Origin of the sequence: Paenibacillus sp. FSL R7-0026, from assembly GCF_038004485.1 — a bacterium.
GTDB lineage: Bacteria > Bacillota > Bacilli > Paenibacillales > Paenibacillaceae > Paenibacillus > Paenibacillus xylanexedens_A.
Map to the genome: position 1 here is coordinate 2,238,038 of NZ_JBBORG010000001.1, position 21,764 is coordinate 2,259,801.

Here is a 21,764-nt window from a genome sequence, read left to right on the forward strand (position 1 = left end):
AGGTGACTCACCCTAGATGAACTACACGATTCAAGCATCACAGCGTACACCTGCACTTATTATATATCTAATTGATATTAGCGCCTCCATGAACATGGTTCTGGAAAATCGTCGACGGATTGACGTCGTCTATGATGCCTTATCTCTCGCGATCCGCCAAATGGTATTTCGGTCTACAAAGGGAAATCGTCTGACACCTCGCTATCGTATAGCCATATTGGCTTACAGCGATGATGTATATGACTTGTTGAACGGAATCAAAGGAATTGATGAGATCGCTGCCGTTGGTTCTTTGCCTGACCTGACTCCGAGACGGTTTTCAGATTCTGCGAAGGCTTTCCTGCAGGCGGAAAAGATTCTACAGGCCGAAATTCCGAATATGCAGGACTGTCCTGCGCCACTTGTATGCCACATGACCGATGGGGTAGCCACAGGTGAAGATCCCGAACCTATTGCCAAAAGAATCATGGGTATGAGTGTACCTGACGGCAATGTACTGGTGGAGAATATTTTTATATCGGATCATTTGCTTGAAGGACCAATTGCTGAACCTAGAAGATGGAAGGGAATCTCTTCGGAAACGAATCTACAGGATGAGCATGGAGAGAAGCTGCGGAATATGTCATCTGTCCTGCCCGAAAGTTATCGGGAAATGCTTGTTGAAGCTGATTATTTGCTTGCACCCGGTGCACTCATGATGCTGCCAGGTACATGTGCAGAATTGGTATCAATCGGTTTCCAGATGTCCGCTGCTACGCCTGTGAGATAGGAGGGGAATCATGAGAGCGATGCGTTTGGCAACATTGTCTGCTGGAGATAAGGGGGGCCATGCCGAGCAACGGCATGGCAACTTTCGCTATGTGAGTGTACAGACCGGGGAACAGCCGCTAACTCGCTATCAAGGCACATTTAAGTGCAGATATGGTTATGGCAGAGCGGCTGAGACGGTACATCAGGGAGATACCGGACAGGACTTTGCTGCGGTACGTATGAAAGGGAATATTTGCAATTTTGTTTTGTGTGATGGCGTAGGCATGAGTTACCTGGGCGATTTTGCAGCGCGTTTTCTAGGGAATGCTTTGCTTGATTGGTTGGAAACGACGCAACACACAACGGTAGAGGGTGTTGAGCGTCTTCTCCGTGATCTTACCCTTCCCGCATCGGAGCAATTGGAGAAATTACAGCCACTGGAAAGTTCCCCTTTGTTGCTGCGTGAAGTGTTGATGGATAAGCGAAGTCGGGGCAGTCAGGCCATGTATGTCTGTGGGCGGATTGAGCTCACGGGAGGCGGCCGCAAAAGTCGGGTGTGGCTTGCGTGGCAAGGAGATTCCCGTATTCGCCTGTGGCGTAATGGTCAGGAACAGTCTGAATTATTTCAGACTCACTGCAAGACAAATGAGCGTTGGTCTACCCTTGAAGGACCTGTTGGTGGTAAGCCGCACATCTGCGAGATGAAAGGGTCCGCAGGAGATTCACTGCGTCTTCAGTTATATACGGATGGACTGAACGACCTGGATGCCATTCAAGCCTATGTCCCGGATGAACACATTCAGGTATTGCTGGATGCGACACATACCGGCGGTCTTGAAGATGATGCCGCTTTCATTGAGCTGGAATGGTGAGTGCGGGATATCAAGATGTGGATTGATCCTGATGAAGCTGTGACAGCGGCGAAGATCAACTGTGAAAAAACTTGCTGGTGTTGATTTAAAAGACACTCTTTTTGGGTAATCTTGTGAAGAATTGACTTTAAGTACGACCTCTTTAACGATGAGCTTGAACGTACATTCTTACATAATTGCTAAAATGAAGGAGTGGGATGGATAATGACACAGCATAACGGCAAGTCACGGTTCCAAGGCAAGGTTGCGATTATTACCGGAGCAGGCTCCGGAATTGGGAAGGCCACTGCGGTCAAGCTGGCTAAAGAGGGTGCACATGTTGCATTGTTTGATCTGGTGAATGATCGGATCTCGGAAACGGAAGCAGAGATTAATGCGCTGCACCCCGGTGCGGCAAGAGCATTTGATGTAGACATTTCCGACCCGGCACGTGTGGAAAAGGCTGTACTGGAAACCGTTGAGTTATTCGGCGGTTTGGATATTGTTTTTGCCAATGCGGGCATTAACGGTGTATCGGCACCCATTGAGGAGATTCAGGTTGAAGATTGGCAGCAGATTATTACAACCAACCTGAATGGTACATTTTTCACCATTAAATATGCATTGCCTCACGTGAAAAAACGGGGTGGAGGCAGTATCATCATCACGAGTTCGATTAATGGCAATCAACGCTTCTCAAGCTTTGGCATGTCGGCGTACAGCACGTCCAAGGCAGGGCAGGTTGCTTTTGCGAAGATGGCTGCGCTTGAGCTGGCGAAGTTCAAAATACGTGTGAACGTGATCTGCCCAGGAGCAATTGCGACGAATATCGATCAAAGTACGGTCAAAACGGATGATCTGCAACAGATCATTATTCCGATGGAGTTCCCGGAAGGACAGCAGCCGCTGGCGGACGGGCCGGGTCAGCCGGAACATGTTGCCGATCTGGTGAGTTTCCTCGCATCTTCCGAATCCAGACATATTACCGGAGCAGAGATCGTCATTGATGGTGCCGAGTCATTGCTCAGCTAAGTGAGCATTCTGGATAGATTCCATTTTACTTAAGTCGTGTCTTAGGATATGTCTGCGATAGTCGTTCCTTTGGAACGGCTTTTTTTGTTATAATGCTAACATTCGAATAGAGATACTGAAGAGCAGTAGGGTACATTCATTAGGAGCGATCATATGCATATAGAGTTACCTATACAAGAGATTATTCCTGAGTTGAGACAGTTATTTCGGGATCAAGATACAGGTGTGTTAATTGCAGAGCCAGGAGCGGGAAAAACGACGGTTGTACCGCTGGCTTTGCTGGAGGAGCCGTGGGTTGCGGGACGGAAAATCATTATGCTGGAACCCCGAAGGCTGGCTGCGCGTTCGGCTGCATCGAGACTGGCGGCTACGCTAGGGGAAAAGGCGGGTCAGACTGTAGGATATCGTGTACGCATGGATACCCGGGTGAGTCAGGGGACACGCATTGAAGTTGTGACGGAAGGGGTATTGACCCGGATGTTACAGCAGGACCAGGGTCTTGAGGATACGGCGATGATTATATTTGATGAATTCCATGAGCGGCATCTACACGGGGATTTGGGCTTGGCCCTTGCATTGGAATCCCGAGCGATGTTACGTCCAGATCTGAAATTGCTGGTGATGTCGGCGACCCTTGATCCTGTTCCCGTCTGTGCATTGCTTGGTGAAGGCACAAAATCAATTCACTGTCCGGGTCGCACGTTTCCGGTGGAAACACGATATGTGCCAAGACCGGCAGCTATGCAGCTGGAACAATTCACGGCTCAGACGGTGAACAAGGCATTAGCTGAACAGGAGGGGGACGTGCTTGTTTTTCTTCCAGGAGCAAGAGAGATACACCGTACAGAGCGGGAGTTATCGAATGGGTCTCTTCCTGGACATGTGAAAGTTCATTCTTTGTATGGCAGTATGCCGGTGGAACAACAGGATGAGGCCATACGTCCGGCGGCTGAGGGCTCGCGCAAAGTGGTATTGTCCACCTCCATTGCGGAATCCAGCCTCACACTCGCTGGAGTTAAGATTGTGGTGGATGCAGGGCTGAGTCGTGCATCAGCATTCTCGCCTCGCACAGGTATGAGCCGACTTGTCACCCTGCCGGTGTCCAAGGCGTCAGCCGATCAACGGCGGGGTCGTGCAGGGCGAATTGCCCCGGGGGTGTGTTACCGGCTATGGAGCGAAGAGGTTCATGGGGGACTGCCTGAGGCAGCTCGCCCGGAGATCACCTCCGCGGATCTTGCGCCGCTGGCGCTGGAGCTTGCCGTCTGGGGTGTCCAGTCCCCAGCAGAGCTACAATGGCTGGACACCCCGCCTGACGCCGCCTACGGCCAGGCACAGGCGCTGCTGCGCCAGCTGGGCGGCCTGGACGACGCAGGCCGCATCACGCCCTTCGGGCGGCGGATGAACACGCTTGGCGTGCATCCGCGACTGGCCAGCATGTTGCTCCGCGCAGCGGAGCTTGGGCTGGCCAGCTACGCCAGCATGCTGGCGGCACTGCTGCAGGAGCCTGCCGGCCTCCGCAGCAGTGGCAGTGCAGGCGCGGGCACGGACCTCCGCCCGCGCGTAGAGGCGCTGCTGACCGCGGACAGCAGCGGCATGCCGCAAGCGGCAGCGGCTGTCGCAGACGGCGCGGCCGTGCGGCGCATGCTCCAGGAGAGCCGCCAGCTGCGCTCGGCGCTCGGCCCGGCGGCCGATCCGGTGCGGCCGGATGAGGACAGCTGCGGATTGCTGCTGTCCTTCGCCTATCCGGACCGGATCGGGCAACGCCGGGAGGACGGCCGCTATCTGCTGAGCAGCGGCCGCGGCGTACGGCTCGCAGCGACAGAATCGCTGAGCCGTTCAGCGTATCTGGTCGCAGCCGAGGCAGACGACCAGGGCGCAGATGCGCGCATCCTGCTGGCTGCGCCGCTGCAGGAGCAGACATTGGTGCAGGCAGGTCAGCACTTGCTGCACAATGAAGTGCAAGTGGCCTGGGATTCCAATACTCGCAGCGTGCGGGCACATAAGAGACTTCGGATTGGAGCCCTTGTGATTAAAGAGAGCAGTATTGCACAGCCGCCTGAAGATCAGGTGCTGGAAGCACTGTTAACCGGGATACGGATGGAAGGGCTGGATTGTCTGCCCTGGACAAAAACGTCCAAACAACTTGCGGACAGGTTGCGGTTCCTGCATCTCCATCTACCTGAGTGGCCCGACCTGATTGAAGATGATCTGACCGAAGAGCTGGCAGAACATCTTACCCCTTATCTGACAGGCATGCGATCGGCAGCCGACCTGAAGAGATTGTCGATGCAGGATGTATTACTTGGTGGATTGAGCTGGACGCAACGACAACAACTGGACGATGAAGCGCCGACGCATATACAGGTGCCCAGTGGTTCTCGTATTCCTGTGGACTACAGTCGTCCAGAGGACCCTGCGCTGGCGGTAAGATTACAGGAGATGTTTGGACAACAGGAGACACCGCGTATAGCGGGTGGGCGATTCCCGTTGACCATCCACTTGTTATCGCCAGCTCAGCGACCTGTACAGGTTACACGAGACTTGGCCAATTTCTGGCGAGAGACGTACTTTGACGTCAAAAAAGATCTGAAAGGTCGTTATCCGAAGCATTACTGGCCGGATAATCCACTTGAAGCGGTCGCCACAAATCGGGCTAAACCACGGGGCAAATAGATGAATTACTTCGTTTTTTCAGATATCAACGATTTGGCTCCCAAAGGGCGCTCTTCATCAGGGTTAGACTCTGCTGAACAACAGTCGGTTTTGTAGCTGATCTTAATCATTCTCTGCCTTAAAGAATCACCTTTAACTAGGACGTGTCTCAAAACTCGCTAACGTGCATCTTCTATTATCTTTTCGCTCCATGTTACGTCACTTTGCCTTTTCGTCCCATGCTGCGTCACTTTCCCTTGACGTGCCCCGGCACGCCTGCTGAAAACTTCCGGCATGGAACGAGAATTTGGAAAAATCTGCTTCTTTAGAGGTTGAAGGCACACCCCAGAGCGTATCTTCAAACCTGCCGAAGCCGAAGCGTAACTGGATGTGCCTGGGGCTGAACATGAAGCACAGAAACATGGAGCGGAACGCTAAAGAACCTGTGAGGTCTTATTCAACGATTTAAAGCGCCCGCAGTAATCTAAGGAATCTGAAACACGCTATATTTGAATAACCAGCCAATTACAAAGGTTTGTCAGGTGATTTTGGTAAATAACGTGTCTCATGTTCCTTACAAACTAAAATGAAGACCCGAAGGCTAAATAAGACGTCCTCGGTTCCTTAGAAAATCGTCTGGACAATTCGCCAGGATCAGCCAGGCTGTACTTCAAGATGTTTTGGACGCCCGCGTCCTTCAAAGTAGAGCATGCCTGACAACGTATCACATACCTGAGTTTGAAGGCACACCCTGATGAGGATTAAAAAGCAATGAACCTCAGTAATTTTTTACTATCAACACATAGTATATTGACTTGCAAACGTTTAAAAGAAACTTAGGCGGGTAATAACATAGCGAACCACTCAATAATATGAGGAGGGATTCACTATGCAGAAGAAAATCGTAGGTGTGTTTAATACAGAACGTGAAGCATCGCAGGCTATCGAGGGTCTGAAAGCACAAGGATTTACTTCAGACGAAATCTCCGTTGTTACACAGGATCGGGATGAACTGAAGGCAATTCGGGAAGAGACAGGTACCAAAGCCCCTGAAGGCGTGGCTGCTGGTGCAGCAACAGGTGGTGTACTTGGTGGCGTAGCCGGTCTGCTCGCAGGTATCGGTGCACTAGCCATACCCGGCATAGGACCCATTCTGGCCGCAGGCCCTATCGCAGCAGCATTTACCGGTGCAGCTGTGGGTGCAGGAGCTGGCGGATTGGTGGGTGGACTTGTGGGTCTTGGTATTCCGGAAGAGGACGCTAAACAGTATGAGGAGTATGTACAGAATGGTAAAATCCTGCTGCTCGTAGATTCTACGGATCGGGACTCCGATGTGTATGATGTGTTCAGTGGCAACAGCCAGCTTAACCGAGACAGAGCCGAAGCAGCTCATCGCGGGGATGTGCCAGCCGAACGTCCCGATCTAGATATGGAAGAACGCAGATTGGAAGCCCAAAACAAGGCAGCGCGATTCGGTAACAATACATTCCTGTAATCTTGCCGCGAATTTAATCGATATGAAATAAAACCCAATGACTTATTATCTGCAAAATGGAATGACATATATGATCCACCAGATGGTCATTAGCCGGTTTCCTTAAGGGAAGCCGGCTTTTGTCCCTGTGTTGCATATGGGTGGGTGTCAATAATGTCGGAAGGTGTTTTTACCCAGTCAAGCAGGGAATAACAATACATATAACAGTACAGCCAAAGCGAGTCCAATCACCAGTAGCATCATGGTAAGAAACCGGATTAATCCGGTCGATGCCTGAAACGTCTGTTCATTGATTTGTGTACGCTTCCGATGATACGCTGCTGCCGAATACACAATGATGGATATGCCGCCAATCAGAGAAGTGATACCCGTAATAATCGCCGCAATATGTGCAAGTTGATCATACGCCGACGAATTGAAACCAAATCCGGCAGCAAGAAAGCCGATGCCCGCCATGGCAATACCCGTGCGCACCCAGGCCAGAAAAGTTCGCTCGTTAGCCAGATGTTGTTGGACATACTTGGAATCGGTAGTAGTTACGTCTTTGTCTGTTAAAGAAATGTGAATCAACTCCGTTCATTAAATATACGGCTTCATTTTCATTATATCTCTTATCGTAAAACCCAGAAAGGATGGCTGAATGTATGCCTCGCAAAGAACGAATTACAGAAATAGAGAGCTTAAGGGGAATTGCCTTTGGAGCGGTAGTTCTCCAGCATTCCATCGCACATTACTCTCTGGTCCCGGAAACGAAACTAGAGGATGGCGTGTTACTGGCCATACTGCTGATGCTCTCCAAATTTGCAGTTCCTTTATTCATATTCATAACAGGGATGGTGCTGTTTTATAACACGGGAGACAAGCTGCATTACGGCAAGTTTATGAGAAAAAGAGTAAACGACGTGATCGTGCCTTACCTGATCTGGTCACTCATTTATTTTACACTTGCACCGCGGGGCTGGACCGGATTTGGATGGAATGACATCCCAGACCTAGGCCTGAAGTTGCTTACGGGCAAAACGACTTCACACTTTTGGTACATTATTATGCTGATCCAGTTTTATCTGTTATTTCCGCTCTTCTTGCGTGCAATTCGTTATGTATATAACCGATATGAGGCCAAGGGGCGTATGATTGCATTATTGATTTCTGGCGTGGTGTATCTGGTGCTTGCAGATCAATTAGGAAACATCGCCAAATTCATGGAACGGCTGAATATCCCGGTGCTGACAGAAGCTTTTACAACGTATGCAGACCGCAATTTCCTCTATTTCTTTATTTATTTTGTGCTAGGTGCAGCCGCGGGGTTATCCGTCCAGCATTGGAATGAATGGATTCATCGATTGCGCTGGATATACTGGACAGTGTTTATTGTTCTGGGTCTGCGGTTTACTTATTTATTAATGCTGGAGTTTCAGAAGCCGGAAGGAATCAAAATTACATTCTACACAGTCAGCTTGATCCGCCCTGATATGGCACTCTTTCTGATCGCTTCCATTATGGTCATGTACCAGCTGGCCGGGAAACTGCATAACCTCAGGGTTACACGATTGCTGGGATGGATTGGTGGTGTATCGTATGGCGGTTATCTGATGCATATGTTGATGCTGCGGTATAGCTACATTCCGGATGAGTTGTTTTACGTTGCTATGGGCTGGAACCCTGTCGTTCGAATGATCATCACCTGGTTGTTGGCTCTTACATTATCCTGTGTACTGACATGGCTTATCTCGCGTGTAAGCTGGGGCAAATGGATTGTGGGAACCGTACCGAAGTCTGTTCGCGATAAATGAATCCATCAACATATGAAAAATTCATAATAGATCACCACAGCCGCACAGAAGTGTACGGGAGTAAAGAACACAAGATACAGGAGCACAGGTAGTAAAGCTTTTACAGCTTGTGCACAGTCTTTCTTATTATTAAAATTCGATCTCACGACTCCCTGAGCCCTGAAATAAACAACTTTTGAATCAATTTCATAACTCACTAAAAATGGATTTCTGTAACTGGATATAGACAAATTGAACCGTTTCGATCTATATCCAACCTTGATTGAAGCAGCTAAAGGTATTATGAAATTGATTCTTTTGAATAAAAATTAAAATTTCATTACATGAAAAATTCACAACAGAAAACCTTTTTCCGTGCTTCCCCCAGGCTAACGCGTATTCAAACGATTTCTTGCTCGCCCTCCTTGAAGATGGATAAAAGGGAGGCAAAGCGGAGAAAGATGGCAGAACCCGAACATAAGTTTTATAATACTAGATATATAGGTTCTGACAGGAGGGGAATGAACGTGGCTTTTATGATTGCACAGCGGGCATTTATCAAGCTATATCTAATTACAATGGTTGAACAGCACAGGGGGTATGGTTACGAGATGCTGGAGGCGATGAAGCAGGAATTCAAAGACTACGGTTATGTACCACCCCAGAGCGAGGTATATCGGGCACTGCATGAATTGGTACAGCAAGGTGTTTTTTATCGCACAAAGAAGCTGAAGGGCAATGATCCAAAGGTCGATTTTCAGGAAATCGTTCTATATCATTTCACGGATGATGGTGCGGAGAAAGCTGAATTATACAAGAAACAGGTCAAAACGGATCTGGATCGTTGTCTCGGCATGTTACACAAGGCAGAAGAGGACAATTACGGTACGAAAGGAAGATGAGCATGAACAGACATTTACAGTGGGGAGTACTCGGTACGTCAACCATTGCCAAAAATGCAGTCATTCCGGCGATCCAGCAGTCCGAACGTGGTGAGGTGCTGGCGATTGCCAGCCGCAGCAAAGAAAAGGCGGAAACCCTTGCCGAAGAACTGGGCATTGCCAGATCGTATGGCAGTTATGAAGAGCTCATCGCTGATCCGGACATTGAAGCCGTCTATATTCCTTTGCCTAACCATATGCACAAAGAATGGACCATCAAAGCGGCACAGGCTGGCAAACACGTGTTGTGTGAGAAACCAGCTGCCCTGAATGCAGATGAATCGGCAGAAATGATCGAGGCGTGTGAGCAGCATGGCGTTCTTTTTGCAGAAGCAATTATGTATCGATATCATCCCAAGCACAGACGTGTGCAAGAGATTATAGCTAGTGGAGAGATTGGCATCGTCAGAGCCATCCATGGTAACTTTACCTGTAATACCGCTGATGACAAGGAAAATGTAAGGTTCAAAAGAGAGATGGGCGGCGGATCATTATTCGATCTTGGCGTGTATCCGATCTCGGCGGCCCGGATGTATCTGGGACAGGAACCGGAAGCGGTAACAGTTCACGCTCTATTCTCGGACGAGCATGATGGCGTGGATATGATGGCGTCGGGACTGGTAGAATTTCCGAATTCGGTAGCTTTAACTTTTGACTGTGGCATGTGGGCTTCAGGTCGAGCGGAGATGGAGATTCTCGGGACGGAAGGGCGGATTGAACTGCCAAAAGTGTTTGGCTGGGAGAACAGCGATATTCCACCTCAGATTATTGTGCACACCGATTCGGTCAGCCGTGAGGAACGTGTATCCGTGTCGAATTCCTATGTGCTTCAGGTGGAGACGTTTGCAACGGCTGTGCTCGAAGGAGAGGCCTTACCTTTCAGTCCGGAAAATACTATTCAAAACATGCGCGTGATTGATGCGTGCCTGGAATCGGCTCGAACTCGTCAACGTGTGCAACTGATCGATTAGGTAGGTCAGTTTAAACATACTAGAATAGTAGACTCCATCTTCAGGGATGAGAGTCTTTTTTTCTGTCTTAAAATGTTACAATTATAATATTTTACAATTTAAACGTCTGAATTTGATATTTCTACCAAATTGATGTGATATAAATAGTCATGAGATGACTTGTTTACTATAATCTAGCAGAACGCACAACTAGAAGATTACAGCTTGCAGGATGCATATCGTGACAACGTTCATCTACTTTGAGGGATCGGGAGGCCGGATTGATGAAAAAGTTGATATCCACCGCATTACTGGCATTGTTGTTAACGTTTGTTTTCCTCACAGGTTCACAGTTCACTCCAGTCGGACAGCAGAAGGCATCTGCTGCAACATGTACCATCATCAATACGTTTACAGGTGTAGCTAACTATTTGAGTGCAAACGGAACGTTGCCATGTAACTTTATTACCAAATCACAGGCAACAGGACTCGGCTGGGTAGCTTCACAAGGAAACTTGGCTGTAGTGGCTCCTGGGAAAAGCATCGGCGGAGACGTATTTGGCAATCGGGAGGGGCTTCTGCCTTCAGCAAGTGGACGTACATGGCGCGAAGCAGATATTAACTATACTTCCGGCTTCCGTAATTCGGATCGGATTGTGTACTCCAATGATGGACTCATCTACAAAACGACAGATCACTATGCATCATTTACACGCATGAAATAGAGGAAGGAGTAGCCATGAACACCGTGATTCTGGATGGAGAAGACTTTGCTAGTAGCGCTGAACTTCATCAGCAATTAAAGGATAAGTTGAAGCTGCCAGATTTTTATGGGGGTAATCTCGACGCTCTATGGGATTGCCTGACGGGTACAATTGAACTTCCACTAGAGCTAAAATGGACCAACTACCAAATCAGCGAAGAACGACTAGGGAATGAAGCCAGCCGGGTACGTGATTTGATGTTGGAGGTTCAGGCTAAACAGTCTGGATTTCAATTGCGTGTTGAGATGTAAGCAGCAAATAAAGGCAGTTTAAATACAATCCGTCTAGCCGAGCAGATCACATGTGGTCTGTTTTTTTTTGTGTTATAGGAGGTTGTCCAAAAAGGTTGTTCAAAAAGTCTTTGTGTTGATTACGAATTATCTGAAAGTAGAGCGAGATTTTACTTTGCTTACTTGTCGTTAAAATTATTTTCACGGAGGTATTGATTTCTTCATAACTTACGTTAAAATAAAATTAACATGAAAAATATTTTAACGTTGAGGAGTGAAAAGGGATGAGCGATAACACAGCAGTTGGCAAGCAAGGTATGGGTGAGTTAATACGAATCAGACCGTACATGCAATTTATGCTTAGTAAAGTTGTATCCAGATTTGGTGATTCGATTGACTCGATTGCCTACAGTTGGATGGTGTACATTCTGACCGGTTCGAAAGTGCTGATGGGTACGTTGCTGGCGGTGAATTTTTTGCCCAATATCCTTCTGGGTCTGTTCGCCGGGGCTTTGGTTGATCGCATGTCTCCCAAAAAAGTGATTGTGATTACGAATACCGGTCGCGGGTTGTTTGTGGGGATTACAGCTCTGCTGTTTGGATTGGGTCAACTTGAAGTCTGGCATCTGTTTGTCATTACAATTCTGAATTCTTTGCTGGAATGTTTCACTACTCCTGCGGAAGTGTCCAGTGTCCCCCGATTGCTTCCCACATCGATGCTGCTTTCGGGTAATGCCATGTCCTCTTCCGCAACCAGAGTAGCCGAACTCGCAGGACTTGCAGTGGCGGGTGCCCTTATTGCTACAATAGGCATTGCCTGGACGATCCTGATTGATGCCGGGTTGTTTGCGCTAAGTGCTTTAATTATGAGCCGAGTGGGCTATTCTGAAACCTTAACATCTGCTAACAATGATGATAGGACATCAACTGAAATAGATTCTCTTCCATCCGACAAAAGTAGTATATTCTCCGAAATGGCGGAAGCTTTTCATTTTCTCCGTAAACATGCCTTATTGTTAATTGTCTCCATCCTGTTTGCCTTCGTTAATTTCTGCCTGATGCCGTTTAATGTTCTCCGTACACCCTATGTCATTGAAACGCTGCATGCTGGCGCTGGGGGTTTAAGTCTGCTCAGTGGGCTGATGGTGGGAGGTATGTTGCTTAGCGGTGTATGGTTGACACAAAGGGGAGCGAATTATCGTAAAAGTGTGCTGGTCATCAGCGGTATTGTCTTGTTGGGTCTCAGTTATGCGATGACGGCACTACCCGCTTATATGACTTCCTTCCAACTGCCGGTTGCAGCGGCCTTTTGTCTACTGATGGGTATGGGGATTCCGCTGGCTACAACACCGCTTGGTACCTATCTTATGGAAGTTACCCCTTCGGAGATGCTGGGCAGAGTGTATGCCCTTCAGACTATGCTTGTCTTGAGTGTTGCACCACTTGGGAGTCTGGTTTCGGGAGCACTTGCAGATTGGCTGACCATGCCGGTTCTGTTTATCGTTTTTGGTATTATGCTTGCCATGTCAGCAGGTATGCTGTTACTTAGCAAAAGTTTTCGAAGTGCTCTGTGAAGATATTCAGAAGTGATCATTAGCCGATTTTCTGTATCAAGTTATTTCCGCCTCGTTTTGACCGAAGTCCTGACGCAGCGGTATAATAGAGACATCGATGGACAACAGGTACCCCGGAAATGAGGATACAGGGATGGCGCACAAGGTTCTTTCAACAATTGAAGAAATTAAAATCTACTCCGATCCGTATCGGATACAGATTATGAATATGTTTAACAAGCAGGGCAGACCATCCACGGTCAAAGAGATCGCCGACCAGATGGGTGAGGTGCCAGCCAAAGTTCACTATCATGTAAAAAAGCTGGAGAAAATTGGTCTGTTGACGATTGTTTCCACGCGTGAGATTAATGGGATTATCGCCAAATATTACGAACCATTCACCGGAGAGATCCATCTCCGTCACGAAGATGAAGACAAGGAAAACTCTCCATTGAAACAGGTGTTTCGGTCCGAGACGCTCAAATTATTAAATGAGATGTTCGAACAAAGTCGTCAGCGATTCATGCATCAGGCGGAAAACGAAGATCGGATGTTTCTCTCGGACATCACGCTGTATGCAACCCGTGAGGAAGTAGAGCAGTTGTATAAAAACATCATAAAACTCTGTGAACCCTATACAACGAAAGAGAATCGACAGGGCGAACATGAGGTCTTTCAGTTATTCTCTGCTCTCTCTAAACCTATAGTGAAAATACCTGCTTCTAAGACAAATGCAAAAGAGAAAAAGAAAGCTACGTCTGATAAGGGCAAATCAACTCCGAAAACGTCTCGATCTGTGTCTAAGCGGCAGGAATCTGCATCATCTGATAGTGAATCGAAAGAATAAATGGATGGAATCCATGGGTTCAGCGTTATCGCTGGAAGCAAGTAACGGCAAACGTGAGAGACTGCTTAGGAGAAAACTAGAAAAAGCCGCCCAATGGCGGCTTTTTAATGCGTGATAAGGAAGGCTAATGGTGGAGCAGCCTATGGAATCCAATTCAATTTTGTCGCTTACCGTTTCAGTTCATAACGAAGTTACATGTTCTCATCGTAGCCCTTTACATCACGTTTGGCTGCGGTTGCGGGGGAATTAGATGTGCCATATTCTTCAACCGCTTCCCAGGCATCTGCGTTGTCGAACTTGCCGGCCCGCTGCTGTCTTCCTTCTCCAGCACCACTCGGAGGCATAGTCATTACTTCTTCTTCAACAGGCCGATCGTTGCTGATCTCCCGATTAGGCGTGTCGTCAATACAGTAAGCGGTATAAGGGATAGCCTCAAGTCGTTCGAAGGGAATTTCTTCTCCGCACGTAACACAGGTTCCATATGTACCTTGCTCCATACGTTCCAATGCGTCGTTCACTTGATTGAATTCGTCTGTTAATGTATCGTCAATCGCCAGATCACGGCTACGTTCAAATGTTTCCGTACCAGCATCTGCCGGATGATTATCATAGGAGGACAGCTCACCGGTTGAATCTTTCAGCGACTCGACTGGAGCACCGTCTTCCATGCTGGATTCAAAATGACGCTGCAAGTTTTCACGTTGCTCCAAAAGGGCGTTTTTCAGTATTTGATGTTGATCTTTAGTTAATGTACTCATAAGGACATGCTCCTTTCCCGTTGTGGGGTGTAGTGAGTCTTTACCCGAATTGGATGAAAAGCAATCATTTTCGTGAGGAATAGGGCTGTATCGTTTTATATCTGACGGATTATGTGTTATAAAAAATAGAGAGAGAAAATGCCGTATGATCTTTACAGGAAATAGAACCACGGCTTGGCTTATAATGGAGGTTGTCAATATGGATGAACATATGAAACGAAGATTGGATAAACAGAGACAATTGTTTAAACAATTGGGAGTGCAGCTAGATGCGTTATCGATACATGAAAAACAATTTAATTATAAACTTCGTGGTTATGATCCGGATGAGGTAGATGCTTATCTTGATCTGGTCATCAAAGATTACGAACGTTTCTATGCCAATATTGCAGATCTGATGGACAAATGGCAAGAACAGCAGTTAACGATCCGTGATCTCAAGTCGTCCGCGAAACCGGTGGAAGATCCAACCAAGATTGATCGCAAACAACTGGATGATATTGTAAAACAACTAGAATACAGTGTGCGACAGCTCAAGATCAGAGCACGTCCCGAAAAGGATCTGTTCTCTGAATAAGGTCAGCATATCCTGGATTATATTAAATAAAGGTGGTTAATCATGAGTACTCATTTTTCGGTCAGTGTGCATTGTTTGTTGTTATTGTCACTCAGCGCGCCTGAACGAATCACGTCTGCACATATTGCAGGTAGCGTGAATACCAACCCTGTCGTCGTCAGACGTATTCTGGGCGGGCTGAAAAAGGCAGGATTAGTGAACTCCTCTCCTGGAACAAGAGGCTTTTACCTAGCAAAGCCATCCAATGAAATCACATTAGCCATGATCTATCAGGCTGCCAAGGACGAAGGCCCATTGTTCCCGATTCACGGCAATTGTAACCCGGATTGTGAAGTGGGCTTGCATATAGACAGCTTGCTGACCAATCTGTATCAGGTTGCCGAGGCGAAGGTGGAGCAGTTCTTTGCATCCATTACACTCGAAGATATGGAACGTTCCTGTACTCAGATGCAAGCTGTTCCATCACAGACAGAGTAGATTGCAATAAGACTTAAAGTGCATGTTCATAAAGGCTTAAAGGAAAGGTGGGTTGTTATATGAAAATTGTAGTAATCTCCGACACACATTGTTCACGTAAATCACGGAAGTTACCGGCTAGGCTCTTGGATGTATTGCCGAGTGCCGATCTCATTCTTCATGCCGGTGACTGGTCGGATTGGAGCGTATACCCATTGCTTAGTGAGTATGCACCAGTTGAAGGGGTAGCTGGTAATACGGACCCGTCCGAAATCGCTGAAAAACTGGGATATTCCCGTATTGTTGAAGTGGAAGGACTTCGTCTGGGTCTTGTGCACGGTCATCTGGGATCAAAGGGTACGGAGCAGAATGCAATTCATACCTTTGCAGGCCAGCATGTGGATGCTGTGATCTACGGACACTCACATATCCCGGTGATGCATACCGTCGATAACACGCTGGTATTTAATCCGGGGTCGCCTACGGATAAACGTTTTCAGAAGCAATACTCATTTGGCATCATGACAATAGATCAGGGGAAAATACAGGCTGAACACGTGTTCTTTGACCGGGATTAGAGAGATATTCGCTGTTTGCAAGTTGGACGAGTACAAGAGCCAGAACCAGCTACTGAAGTCGCGACTGGATAACTGATAGGGAACCTTTTCCTTAAATTTCATCTTATCTATATGATTATTGTACAAGGCATCTTTGAGCAGAATTCAAATCTGTTCCAGGGATGTCTTTTTTGATTTTTGATCACATCATTCTTTTGGAAGTTATCTCTGAATGGGGAATGTGCTCAGTTCGTTATCTGTCATTCATCTGTTGGCGTTTTCCCCTATGGTGACGTTCAGTGGAGTGATACAATGCCTTTACGACATGAAATGAATACGTTTACATAAGGAGATGGATCATGATGAAACTGTCTGTATTCACCGTGGCTACCCCTGATCTGAATGCAGAAGAATTGGCATCGGCTGCGGCTGCAGCGGGGATCGATGGAATTGAGTGGAGATTCCGTGGAATTCCTGAAGATGCTATGTCTGAAGAGCCGTCTTACTGGAGGAATAATCGATGTTCGGTAGATCCGAGTCGCTGGGAGGAACAGGTTCATGTTTTTCGTGAAGCAGCGTTAGGGCAAGGTAGAAAATCCATCGCACTTGTACCGTATCTGAACTGTGGAGATCTGCCTGCCACCGAACAGGCGTTTCAGGCTGCGGCTGGGTTAGGAGCTTCAATGATGCGTGTGGGTGTTCCTGGATATGATCGCAAGACCCGTTATCCTGAGTTGTATCGTAAAGCCGTGGATTACCTGAGTGAAGTACAAGATCTGGCAAAACAGTACAACATCAAGGCGATTGTAGAGACGCATCATCAGACGATAGCACCGACGGCATCACTGGCCTATCGGCTTGTGCAATCGCTCGACCCGCAGCATGTGGGTGTCTTGTACGATCCAGGCAATATGGTACATGAAGGATATGAGAATCATCGAATGGGACTTGAGTTGTTGGGTCCTTACCTGGCTCATGTACATGTAAAAAATGCCGGGTGGTTTGAAGCAGAAGGGAAAGAATCGCAAAAGGTTAATGTGACTGAGAAGAGCAGCGGAGTGACTCTGAATACAGCCTGGAAATGTCACTGGACGCCGCTGACTGAAGGCATGGTCGATTGGGTACAGATGGTGCGGGATCTTCGTGCCGTCGGGTATGACGGATACTACGGAATTGAGGACTTTAGTGGTGCCTTGGAATCCAAGGCGATGTTACAGCATTTTGCAGACGTTTTCGCCGAAATTGAGCGTTTTGTGGACGAGGAGGAGAAGTCATGAGTATCGTACGAGTAGCTGTGATTGGTATAGGAAACATGGGAGCAGCACATGCCAGAACGTTGGTGGCTGGAGAAGTACCCGGTGCAGAGCTGGTCGCCGTATGTGATGTAAGAAGAGAGATGGAAAGCTGGGTATCCAGCCATCTTCCGGCAACGGTAACCTATTGGCAGGATGCTGAGCAGATGATGGCTTCGGGTACGATTGATGCAGTCATTATTGCAACGCCGCACTATGACCATCCGGAACAGGCCATTCAGGCTTTCCAGCATGGCTTGCATGTCATGATCGAGAAGCCGGCCGGTGTGTATACGAAGCAGGTACGCAAGATGAATGAAGCGGCCGCAGCCAGCGGTAAAGTCTTTTCCATGATGTATAACCAGCGGACCAACCCACTCTACATTAAACTAAGAGACTTGATTGCGTCGGGGGAACTGGGAGAGGTACGTCGTACCAACTGGATTATTACGAACTGGTACCGATCCCAGAGTTACTATGATTCCGGCGGCTGGCGGGCAACTTGGGCAGGGGAAGGGGGCGGTGTACTGATTAACCAGGACCCGCATCAACTGGATCTGTGGCAGTGGACCATTGGTATGATGCCGGTACGAATGCGTGCTTTCTGTTCGTTTGGCAAGTATCGGAATATTGAAGTAGAAGATGATGTAACCGCTTATGTAGAGTATGAAAATGGAGCAACAGGTGTCTTTGTAACGACTACTGGTGAAGCACCAGGTACGAACCGATTTGAGGTCAACGGAGACCGAGGTAAAATCGTAATCGAAGATGGAAAGCTTACGTTCTGGCGACTTCGCGAATCAGAGCCTGAATTCAATCAGCGGTTTACCGGAGGTTTTGGACAGCCAGAATGTTGGAAGTGTGAAATCCCGATTACAGGTGTGGAAACGGGGCATCCGGGTCTGATTCGCAATTGGGTTGATGCGATTCGTACAGGCGCACCACTTATTGCTCCCGGTGAGGATGGTATACACGGATTAACATTGTCGAACGCTATGCTGCTGTCCACCTGGACGGATAACTGGGTGGATCTGCCGATCGATGAGGATCTGTTCTATGAGCATCTGCAGGAACGCATTGCTGGTTCCACGACGAAGAAAGACAAGGCATTCAGTGGCAGTCAACCTGCTGATCTGAGTCAGACGTTTAAATGAAGACGATTTGTTATAAAAGACGAGTTCATTGTAATCAACATTTTATAAAAAGGATGGGATGACATGGCTAAAGACGGGATGTTCTATGCACCAAAAAGTGTTACAAAAGAGGTCGTATGTGGTCCGGGTGAGTTCACTATTGCTGCTGTTGCGCTGGATCATGGACACATCTACGGCATGGTTGGGGGATTGTTGGAGGCTGGAGCTACTCTCAAGTGGGTGTATGATCCGGACCCGGCGAAGGTAGCGGCATTTCAGAAGCAGTTCCCACAGGCTCAAGTCGCTGGATCTGAAGCGGAGGTGCTTGCAGACGATGAGGTGTTATTGGTGGCAAGTGCAGCAATCACTTCAGATCGTGCACCGCTTGGTATGAGAGTTCTGGCCGCAGGCAAGGATTATTTTACAGACAAAGCCCCATTTACCACGCTGGAGCAATTAAAGCTTGCACGAGAAGAAGTGAAGCGAACAGGCAAGAAGTACATGGTGTATTACAGTGAACGACTGCATGTAGAAAGTGCGATCTATGCGGGGCAGCTCATTGAACAAGGGGCAATCGGCAAAGTAGTGCAAGTTATGGGTACAGGCCCGCATCGCCTGAATGCTGGAGGAAGACCCGACTGGTTCTTCAAGCATGAGCAGTATGGCGGCATTCTCTGTGATATCGGGAGTCACCAGATTGAACAATTTCTGACGTTTGCCTCATGTACGGACGCTGAGGTAGGGTTCAGTCGTGTGCATAACTTCAATCACCCGCAGTTCCCGGAACTGGAAGACTTCGGTGAAGCTTCTCTGATCGGGGACAATGGAGCTTCCGGTTACTTCCGAGTGGACTGGTTCACACCGGATGGTCTGGGCACATGGGGCGATGGGCGTACAGTTATTCTGGGAACGGACGGTTATATCGAGCTGCGGAAGTATATCGATGTTGCGAGAGAACCTGAAGGAGATCAGGTCTATCTGGTAAACCATGAAGGGGAGTACCGCTACAATGTAAAAGGCAAGGTCGGTTACCCGTTCTTCGGTCAACTCATTCGCGATTGTCTGGACCGCACCGAGACAGCGATGACACAGGAACATGCATTCAAAGCGGCAGAACTCTGTCTGATTGCACAGCATAAAGCGATGAGCGAGCGCGTGGTGTGGAGTGGCGGAGCGAAGTAAATGTTTTAGGTGAAGGGGAGCAAAGGTGGGGCACTAAAGATTATCCGTAATTCTTCTATTGTTGAGTGAAAAAGAGCAGCCCAAATGTTAAACTGCATCCAACAGGTTAGTCTTGTCTAACGAGTGGAGCAGTTCGCACTGGGGCTGCTTTTTTTGAGTATGTTCGTGACTTCGCATATGGATTAATATGGGTTATATTATATGTAGTTCGGATATTCGTTAAAAAGAAAGGTATTTACGAAGTTCTTAAATATGATGTTATCCGAAATACCTGAAATGGGGAATTGAAAATGGAGTACTTGAATACAAGAAGAAAAAGGTTTATGTTTGCATGTTTGCTCATCGTAGTAATTTATTTTTCTCTTTCTGGATGGATTAGCATGGAAGTGAAAAAAATAGTAAGAAGTGTATTGCTAACTGAAGATTTTATAAAGAATGAAAAAAATATAAAGAAAGAAGCATTTGATAACTTTTTGAGATTTAGCGGTAGGGAAGTTTATCCGTTATATAACAAAAATGATGTTGAGATAGATGTTGTTGTAAGTCAACCTATTTCAATTCATTATTTTGTTGGGGGATATGCATGGATGACTTATAGATATAGAGGAATTGACAAGAAGACTAATGAAATACTATTTGGTGCAAATGCTCCAATAAGAATAAAAGTAGATCTGGTTAAGGGTCGATGGAAAATCATTAAGAAATGGGAAAAACCGTGAATGAGAGTAATTCAATGAAGTCAGGTACATCGGATAACAATACATTCCTACTGTGGGCATTCGCCCTTGATCGCTTAGAAGGATTTTCAAGAAGATTATTCAGGCGATACATTCAACCAGCTAAGTCTGACGACCCGTTCCCTGCGGTCACTTAAGCTGCTTGAACGTCAGGAATGCCAAACGTTATAGGAAATCAGCGAAAATTCAAGTAAACAAAATATTTATTATTGAAGGAGCTTGTATATGATCTCTACCTACGTTCGACGCATTCAAGAAGTTTACCCAAATTTACATATTCAAGATGTTAAACAAAATGAGATCGGACAGAATAATAACGTATTTATTCTTAATGAATCTCTCGTTTTTAGGTTTCCTAAGTATAAGGAAGGATTAGAGAAATTAAAGCGAGAAACCGAGATGTTAGAAACTATTAGTAAGACTGTAACATTGCAGATTCCCTATCCAGCTTATAAATCCATTGATAAGATGGAGGTAGGTAAGGCTTTCATGGGCTATGAGCTGATTGAAGGTGCTCCTTTTTGGAAGGAAGAATTATTAACCATCAAAAGCCAAGACCTAATGGTTACAATTGCCTCACAACTTGTTACTTTTCTTATTGAACTCCATTCTATGGACATACCGAAAGCAGTTGTTATTCAAAAACAACATGAAAGTGTACATAGAATTATAGAAAATCTGTTTATTAGAATAAGAGAGAAACTCTTTCCATTTATGCGTGTAGATGCGCAAGAAAAAGTAGTAGATAACTTTAATACATTTTTAAATAATACTCATAATCAGAATTTAGAGAAAACCTATATTCATGGAGACTTTGGAGCAGGCAATATCATATGGAATCGAAAAGAAAACAGAATTGCAGGAGTTATTGACTTCGGAGGCTCAGGACTTGGGGATCCAGCATATGATTTCGCAGGAATTCTCTCCAGTTACGGAGAAGAGTTTTTTGAAATATGCACTAATCTGTATCCGGGTGGAAAACAAATTTCAGAACGAGTTCACTTTTATAGAAGCACCTTTGCTTTACAGGAAGCTTTACATGGGATAGATCATAATGACCAAGAAGCTTTTGAGAATGGAATTAAAGAATTTAAATAGTTCAAAGAGGGCTGACATCCTATAACATAATATCTACGCTGCGGGCCGTTCGGCCCTTGGTTCGCGAGAAGTGGAAAGCGGAGAAGTTGAATCAGCGAACAACCCTGAGAGGCTAAGTCCGTCAGACCCGGTCGCTG

The 21,764-nt window shown here is 46.9% G+C and carries 22 protein-coding genes; 20 read left to right on the forward strand and 2 right to left on the reverse strand.

What is annotated here, in order from left to right:
• Positions 1–16: 16 nt before the first annotated feature.
• The 5 genes from MKY44_RS10295 (at position 17) to MKY44_RS10315 (ending at position 6,780) form a co-directional block, all read left to right on the forward strand.
• Positions 17–769, forward strand: coding sequence for a vWA domain-containing protein (locus tag MKY44_RS10295; protein WP_017689069.1), 753 nt, complete (start codon positions 17–19; stop codon positions 767–769).
• A 10-nt stretch (positions 770–779) separates the two neighbouring features.
• Entirely contained in the window at positions 780–1,622 is an 843-nt protein-coding gene (locus tag MKY44_RS10300; RefSeq protein ID WP_341006950.1) for a protein phosphatase 2C domain-containing protein, read from the forward strand.
• 204 nt (positions 1,623–1,826) lie between these two features.
• Positions 1,827–2,633: an SDR family oxidoreductase gene (locus MKY44_RS10305; protein WP_017689067.1), complete on the forward strand. Its 807-nt coding sequence runs from the start codon at positions 1,827–1,829 to the stop codon at positions 2,631–2,633.
• Between the two features lie 153 nt (positions 2,634–2,786).
• A complete protein-coding gene (hrpB, locus tag MKY44_RS10310) occupies positions 2,787–5,306 on the forward strand; it encodes an ATP-dependent helicase HrpB (protein WP_341006951.1) in 2,520 nt (839 codons plus the stop codon).
• Positions 5,307–6,174: 868 nt separating this feature from the next.
• Positions 6,175–6,780, forward strand: coding sequence for a general stress protein (locus MKY44_RS10315; protein ID WP_017689064.1), 606 nt, complete (start codon positions 6,175–6,177; stop codon positions 6,778–6,780).
• Between the two features lie 177 nt (positions 6,781–6,957).
• Here the strand turns inward: MKY44_RS10315 and MKY44_RS10320 are convergent, their stop codons facing one another.
• Complete coding sequence (locus MKY44_RS10320) at positions 6,958–7,350, reverse strand: YidH family protein (protein ID WP_243391412.1); 393 nt, start codon at positions 7,348–7,350, stop codon at positions 6,958–6,960.
• 74 nt (positions 7,351–7,424) lie between these two features.
• On the opposite strand from MKY44_RS10320, the gene MKY44_RS10325 reads away from it, so the two are divergent.
• The 7 genes from MKY44_RS10325 (at position 7,425) to MKY44_RS10355 (ending at position 13,837) form a co-directional block, all read left to right on the forward strand.
• A complete protein-coding gene (locus MKY44_RS10325) occupies positions 7,425–8,573 on the forward strand; it encodes an acyltransferase (RefSeq protein WP_341006952.1) in 1,149 nt (382 codons plus the stop codon).
• Positions 8,574–9,079: 506 nt separating this feature from the next.
• Positions 9,080–9,454, forward strand: a complete 375-nt coding sequence (locus MKY44_RS10330; RefSeq protein ID WP_036609188.1) for a helix-turn-helix transcriptional regulator — start codon at positions 9,080–9,082, stop codon at positions 9,452–9,454.
• 2 nt (positions 9,455–9,456) lie between these two features.
• Positions 9,457–10,464 carry a Gfo/Idh/MocA family protein gene (locus MKY44_RS10335; RefSeq protein WP_341006953.1) on the forward strand — a complete coding sequence of 336 codons (1,008 nt, stop codon included), beginning with the start codon at positions 9,457–9,459 and terminating at the stop codon, positions 10,462–10,464.
• 263 nt (positions 10,465–10,727) lie between these two features.
• Positions 10,728–11,168, forward strand: coding sequence for a ribonuclease (locus MKY44_RS10340; protein WP_091031755.1), 441 nt, complete (start codon positions 10,728–10,730; stop codon positions 11,166–11,168).
• 14 nt (positions 11,169–11,182) lie between these two features.
• A complete protein-coding gene (locus MKY44_RS10345) occupies positions 11,183–11,458 on the forward strand; it encodes a barstar family protein (protein WP_341006954.1) in 276 nt (91 codons plus the stop codon).
• Positions 11,459–11,721: 263 nt separating this feature from the next.
• Positions 11,722–13,011 carry an MFS transporter gene (locus MKY44_RS10350; protein ID WP_341006955.1) on the forward strand — a complete coding sequence of 430 codons (1,290 nt, stop codon included), beginning with the start codon at positions 11,722–11,724 and terminating at the stop codon, positions 13,009–13,011.
• A 133-nt stretch (positions 13,012–13,144) separates the two neighbouring features.
• Positions 13,145–13,837 (forward strand): ArsR/SmtB family transcription factor, encoded by a 693-nt coding sequence (locus tag MKY44_RS10355; protein ID WP_341006956.1) that lies wholly within the window; start codon positions 13,145–13,147, stop codon positions 13,835–13,837.
• 191 nt (positions 13,838–14,028) lie between these two features.
• Here the strand turns inward: MKY44_RS10355 and MKY44_RS10360 are convergent, their stop codons facing one another.
• Entirely contained in the window at positions 14,029–14,595 is a 567-nt protein-coding gene (locus MKY44_RS10360) for a TraR/DksA C4-type zinc finger protein (RefSeq protein ID WP_341006957.1), read from the reverse strand.
• Between the two features lie 199 nt (positions 14,596–14,794).
• On the opposite strand from MKY44_RS10360, the gene MKY44_RS10365 reads away from it, so the two are divergent.
• The 8 genes from MKY44_RS10365 to MKY44_RS10400 all read left to right on the forward strand — a co-directional run bounded on the left by MKY44_RS10365 (position 14,795) and on the right by MKY44_RS10400 (position 21,627).
• Entirely contained in the window at positions 14,795–15,172 is a 378-nt protein-coding gene (locus tag MKY44_RS10365; RefSeq protein WP_017689054.1) for a DivIVA domain-containing protein, read from the forward strand.
• 42 nt (positions 15,173–15,214) lie between these two features.
• A complete protein-coding gene (locus MKY44_RS10370; RefSeq protein WP_237175906.1) occupies positions 15,215–15,649 on the forward strand; it encodes an Rrf2 family transcriptional regulator in 435 nt (144 codons plus the stop codon).
• A 59-nt stretch (positions 15,650–15,708) separates the two neighbouring features.
• The gene (locus MKY44_RS10375) at positions 15,709–16,206 is read left to right on the forward strand and encodes a metallophosphoesterase family protein (RefSeq protein WP_339300780.1); all 498 of its coding nucleotides are present in this window, start codon (positions 15,709–15,711) and stop codon (positions 16,204–16,206) included.
• A 341-nt stretch (positions 16,207–16,547) separates the two neighbouring features.
• Positions 16,548–17,462 (forward strand): sugar phosphate isomerase/epimerase family protein, encoded by a 915-nt coding sequence (locus MKY44_RS10380; RefSeq protein WP_341009817.1) that lies wholly within the window; start codon positions 16,548–16,550, stop codon positions 17,460–17,462.
• Complete coding sequence (locus tag MKY44_RS10385) at positions 17,459–18,631, forward strand: Gfo/Idh/MocA family protein (RefSeq protein WP_076330735.1); 1,173 nt, start codon at positions 17,459–17,461, stop codon at positions 18,629–18,631. Before MKY44_RS10380 ends, MKY44_RS10385 begins: the two co-directional genes overlap by 4 nt.
• A gap of 63 nt (positions 18,632–18,694) precedes the next feature.
• On the forward strand, positions 18,695–19,792 hold the full coding sequence (locus tag MKY44_RS10390) for a Gfo/Idh/MocA family protein (protein ID WP_341006958.1): 1,098 nt from the start codon (positions 18,695–18,697) through the stop codon (positions 19,790–19,792).
• Positions 19,793–20,172: 380 nt separating this feature from the next.
• A complete protein-coding gene (locus MKY44_RS10395; RefSeq protein ID WP_341006959.1) occupies positions 20,173–20,511 on the forward strand; it encodes a hypothetical protein in 339 nt (112 codons plus the stop codon).
• A gap of 243 nt (positions 20,512–20,754) precedes the next feature.
• Positions 20,755–21,627, forward strand: a complete 873-nt coding sequence (locus tag MKY44_RS10400; RefSeq protein WP_090953265.1) for a phosphotransferase family protein — start codon at positions 20,755–20,757, stop codon at positions 21,625–21,627.
• Positions 21,628–21,764: the final 137 nt, after the last annotated feature.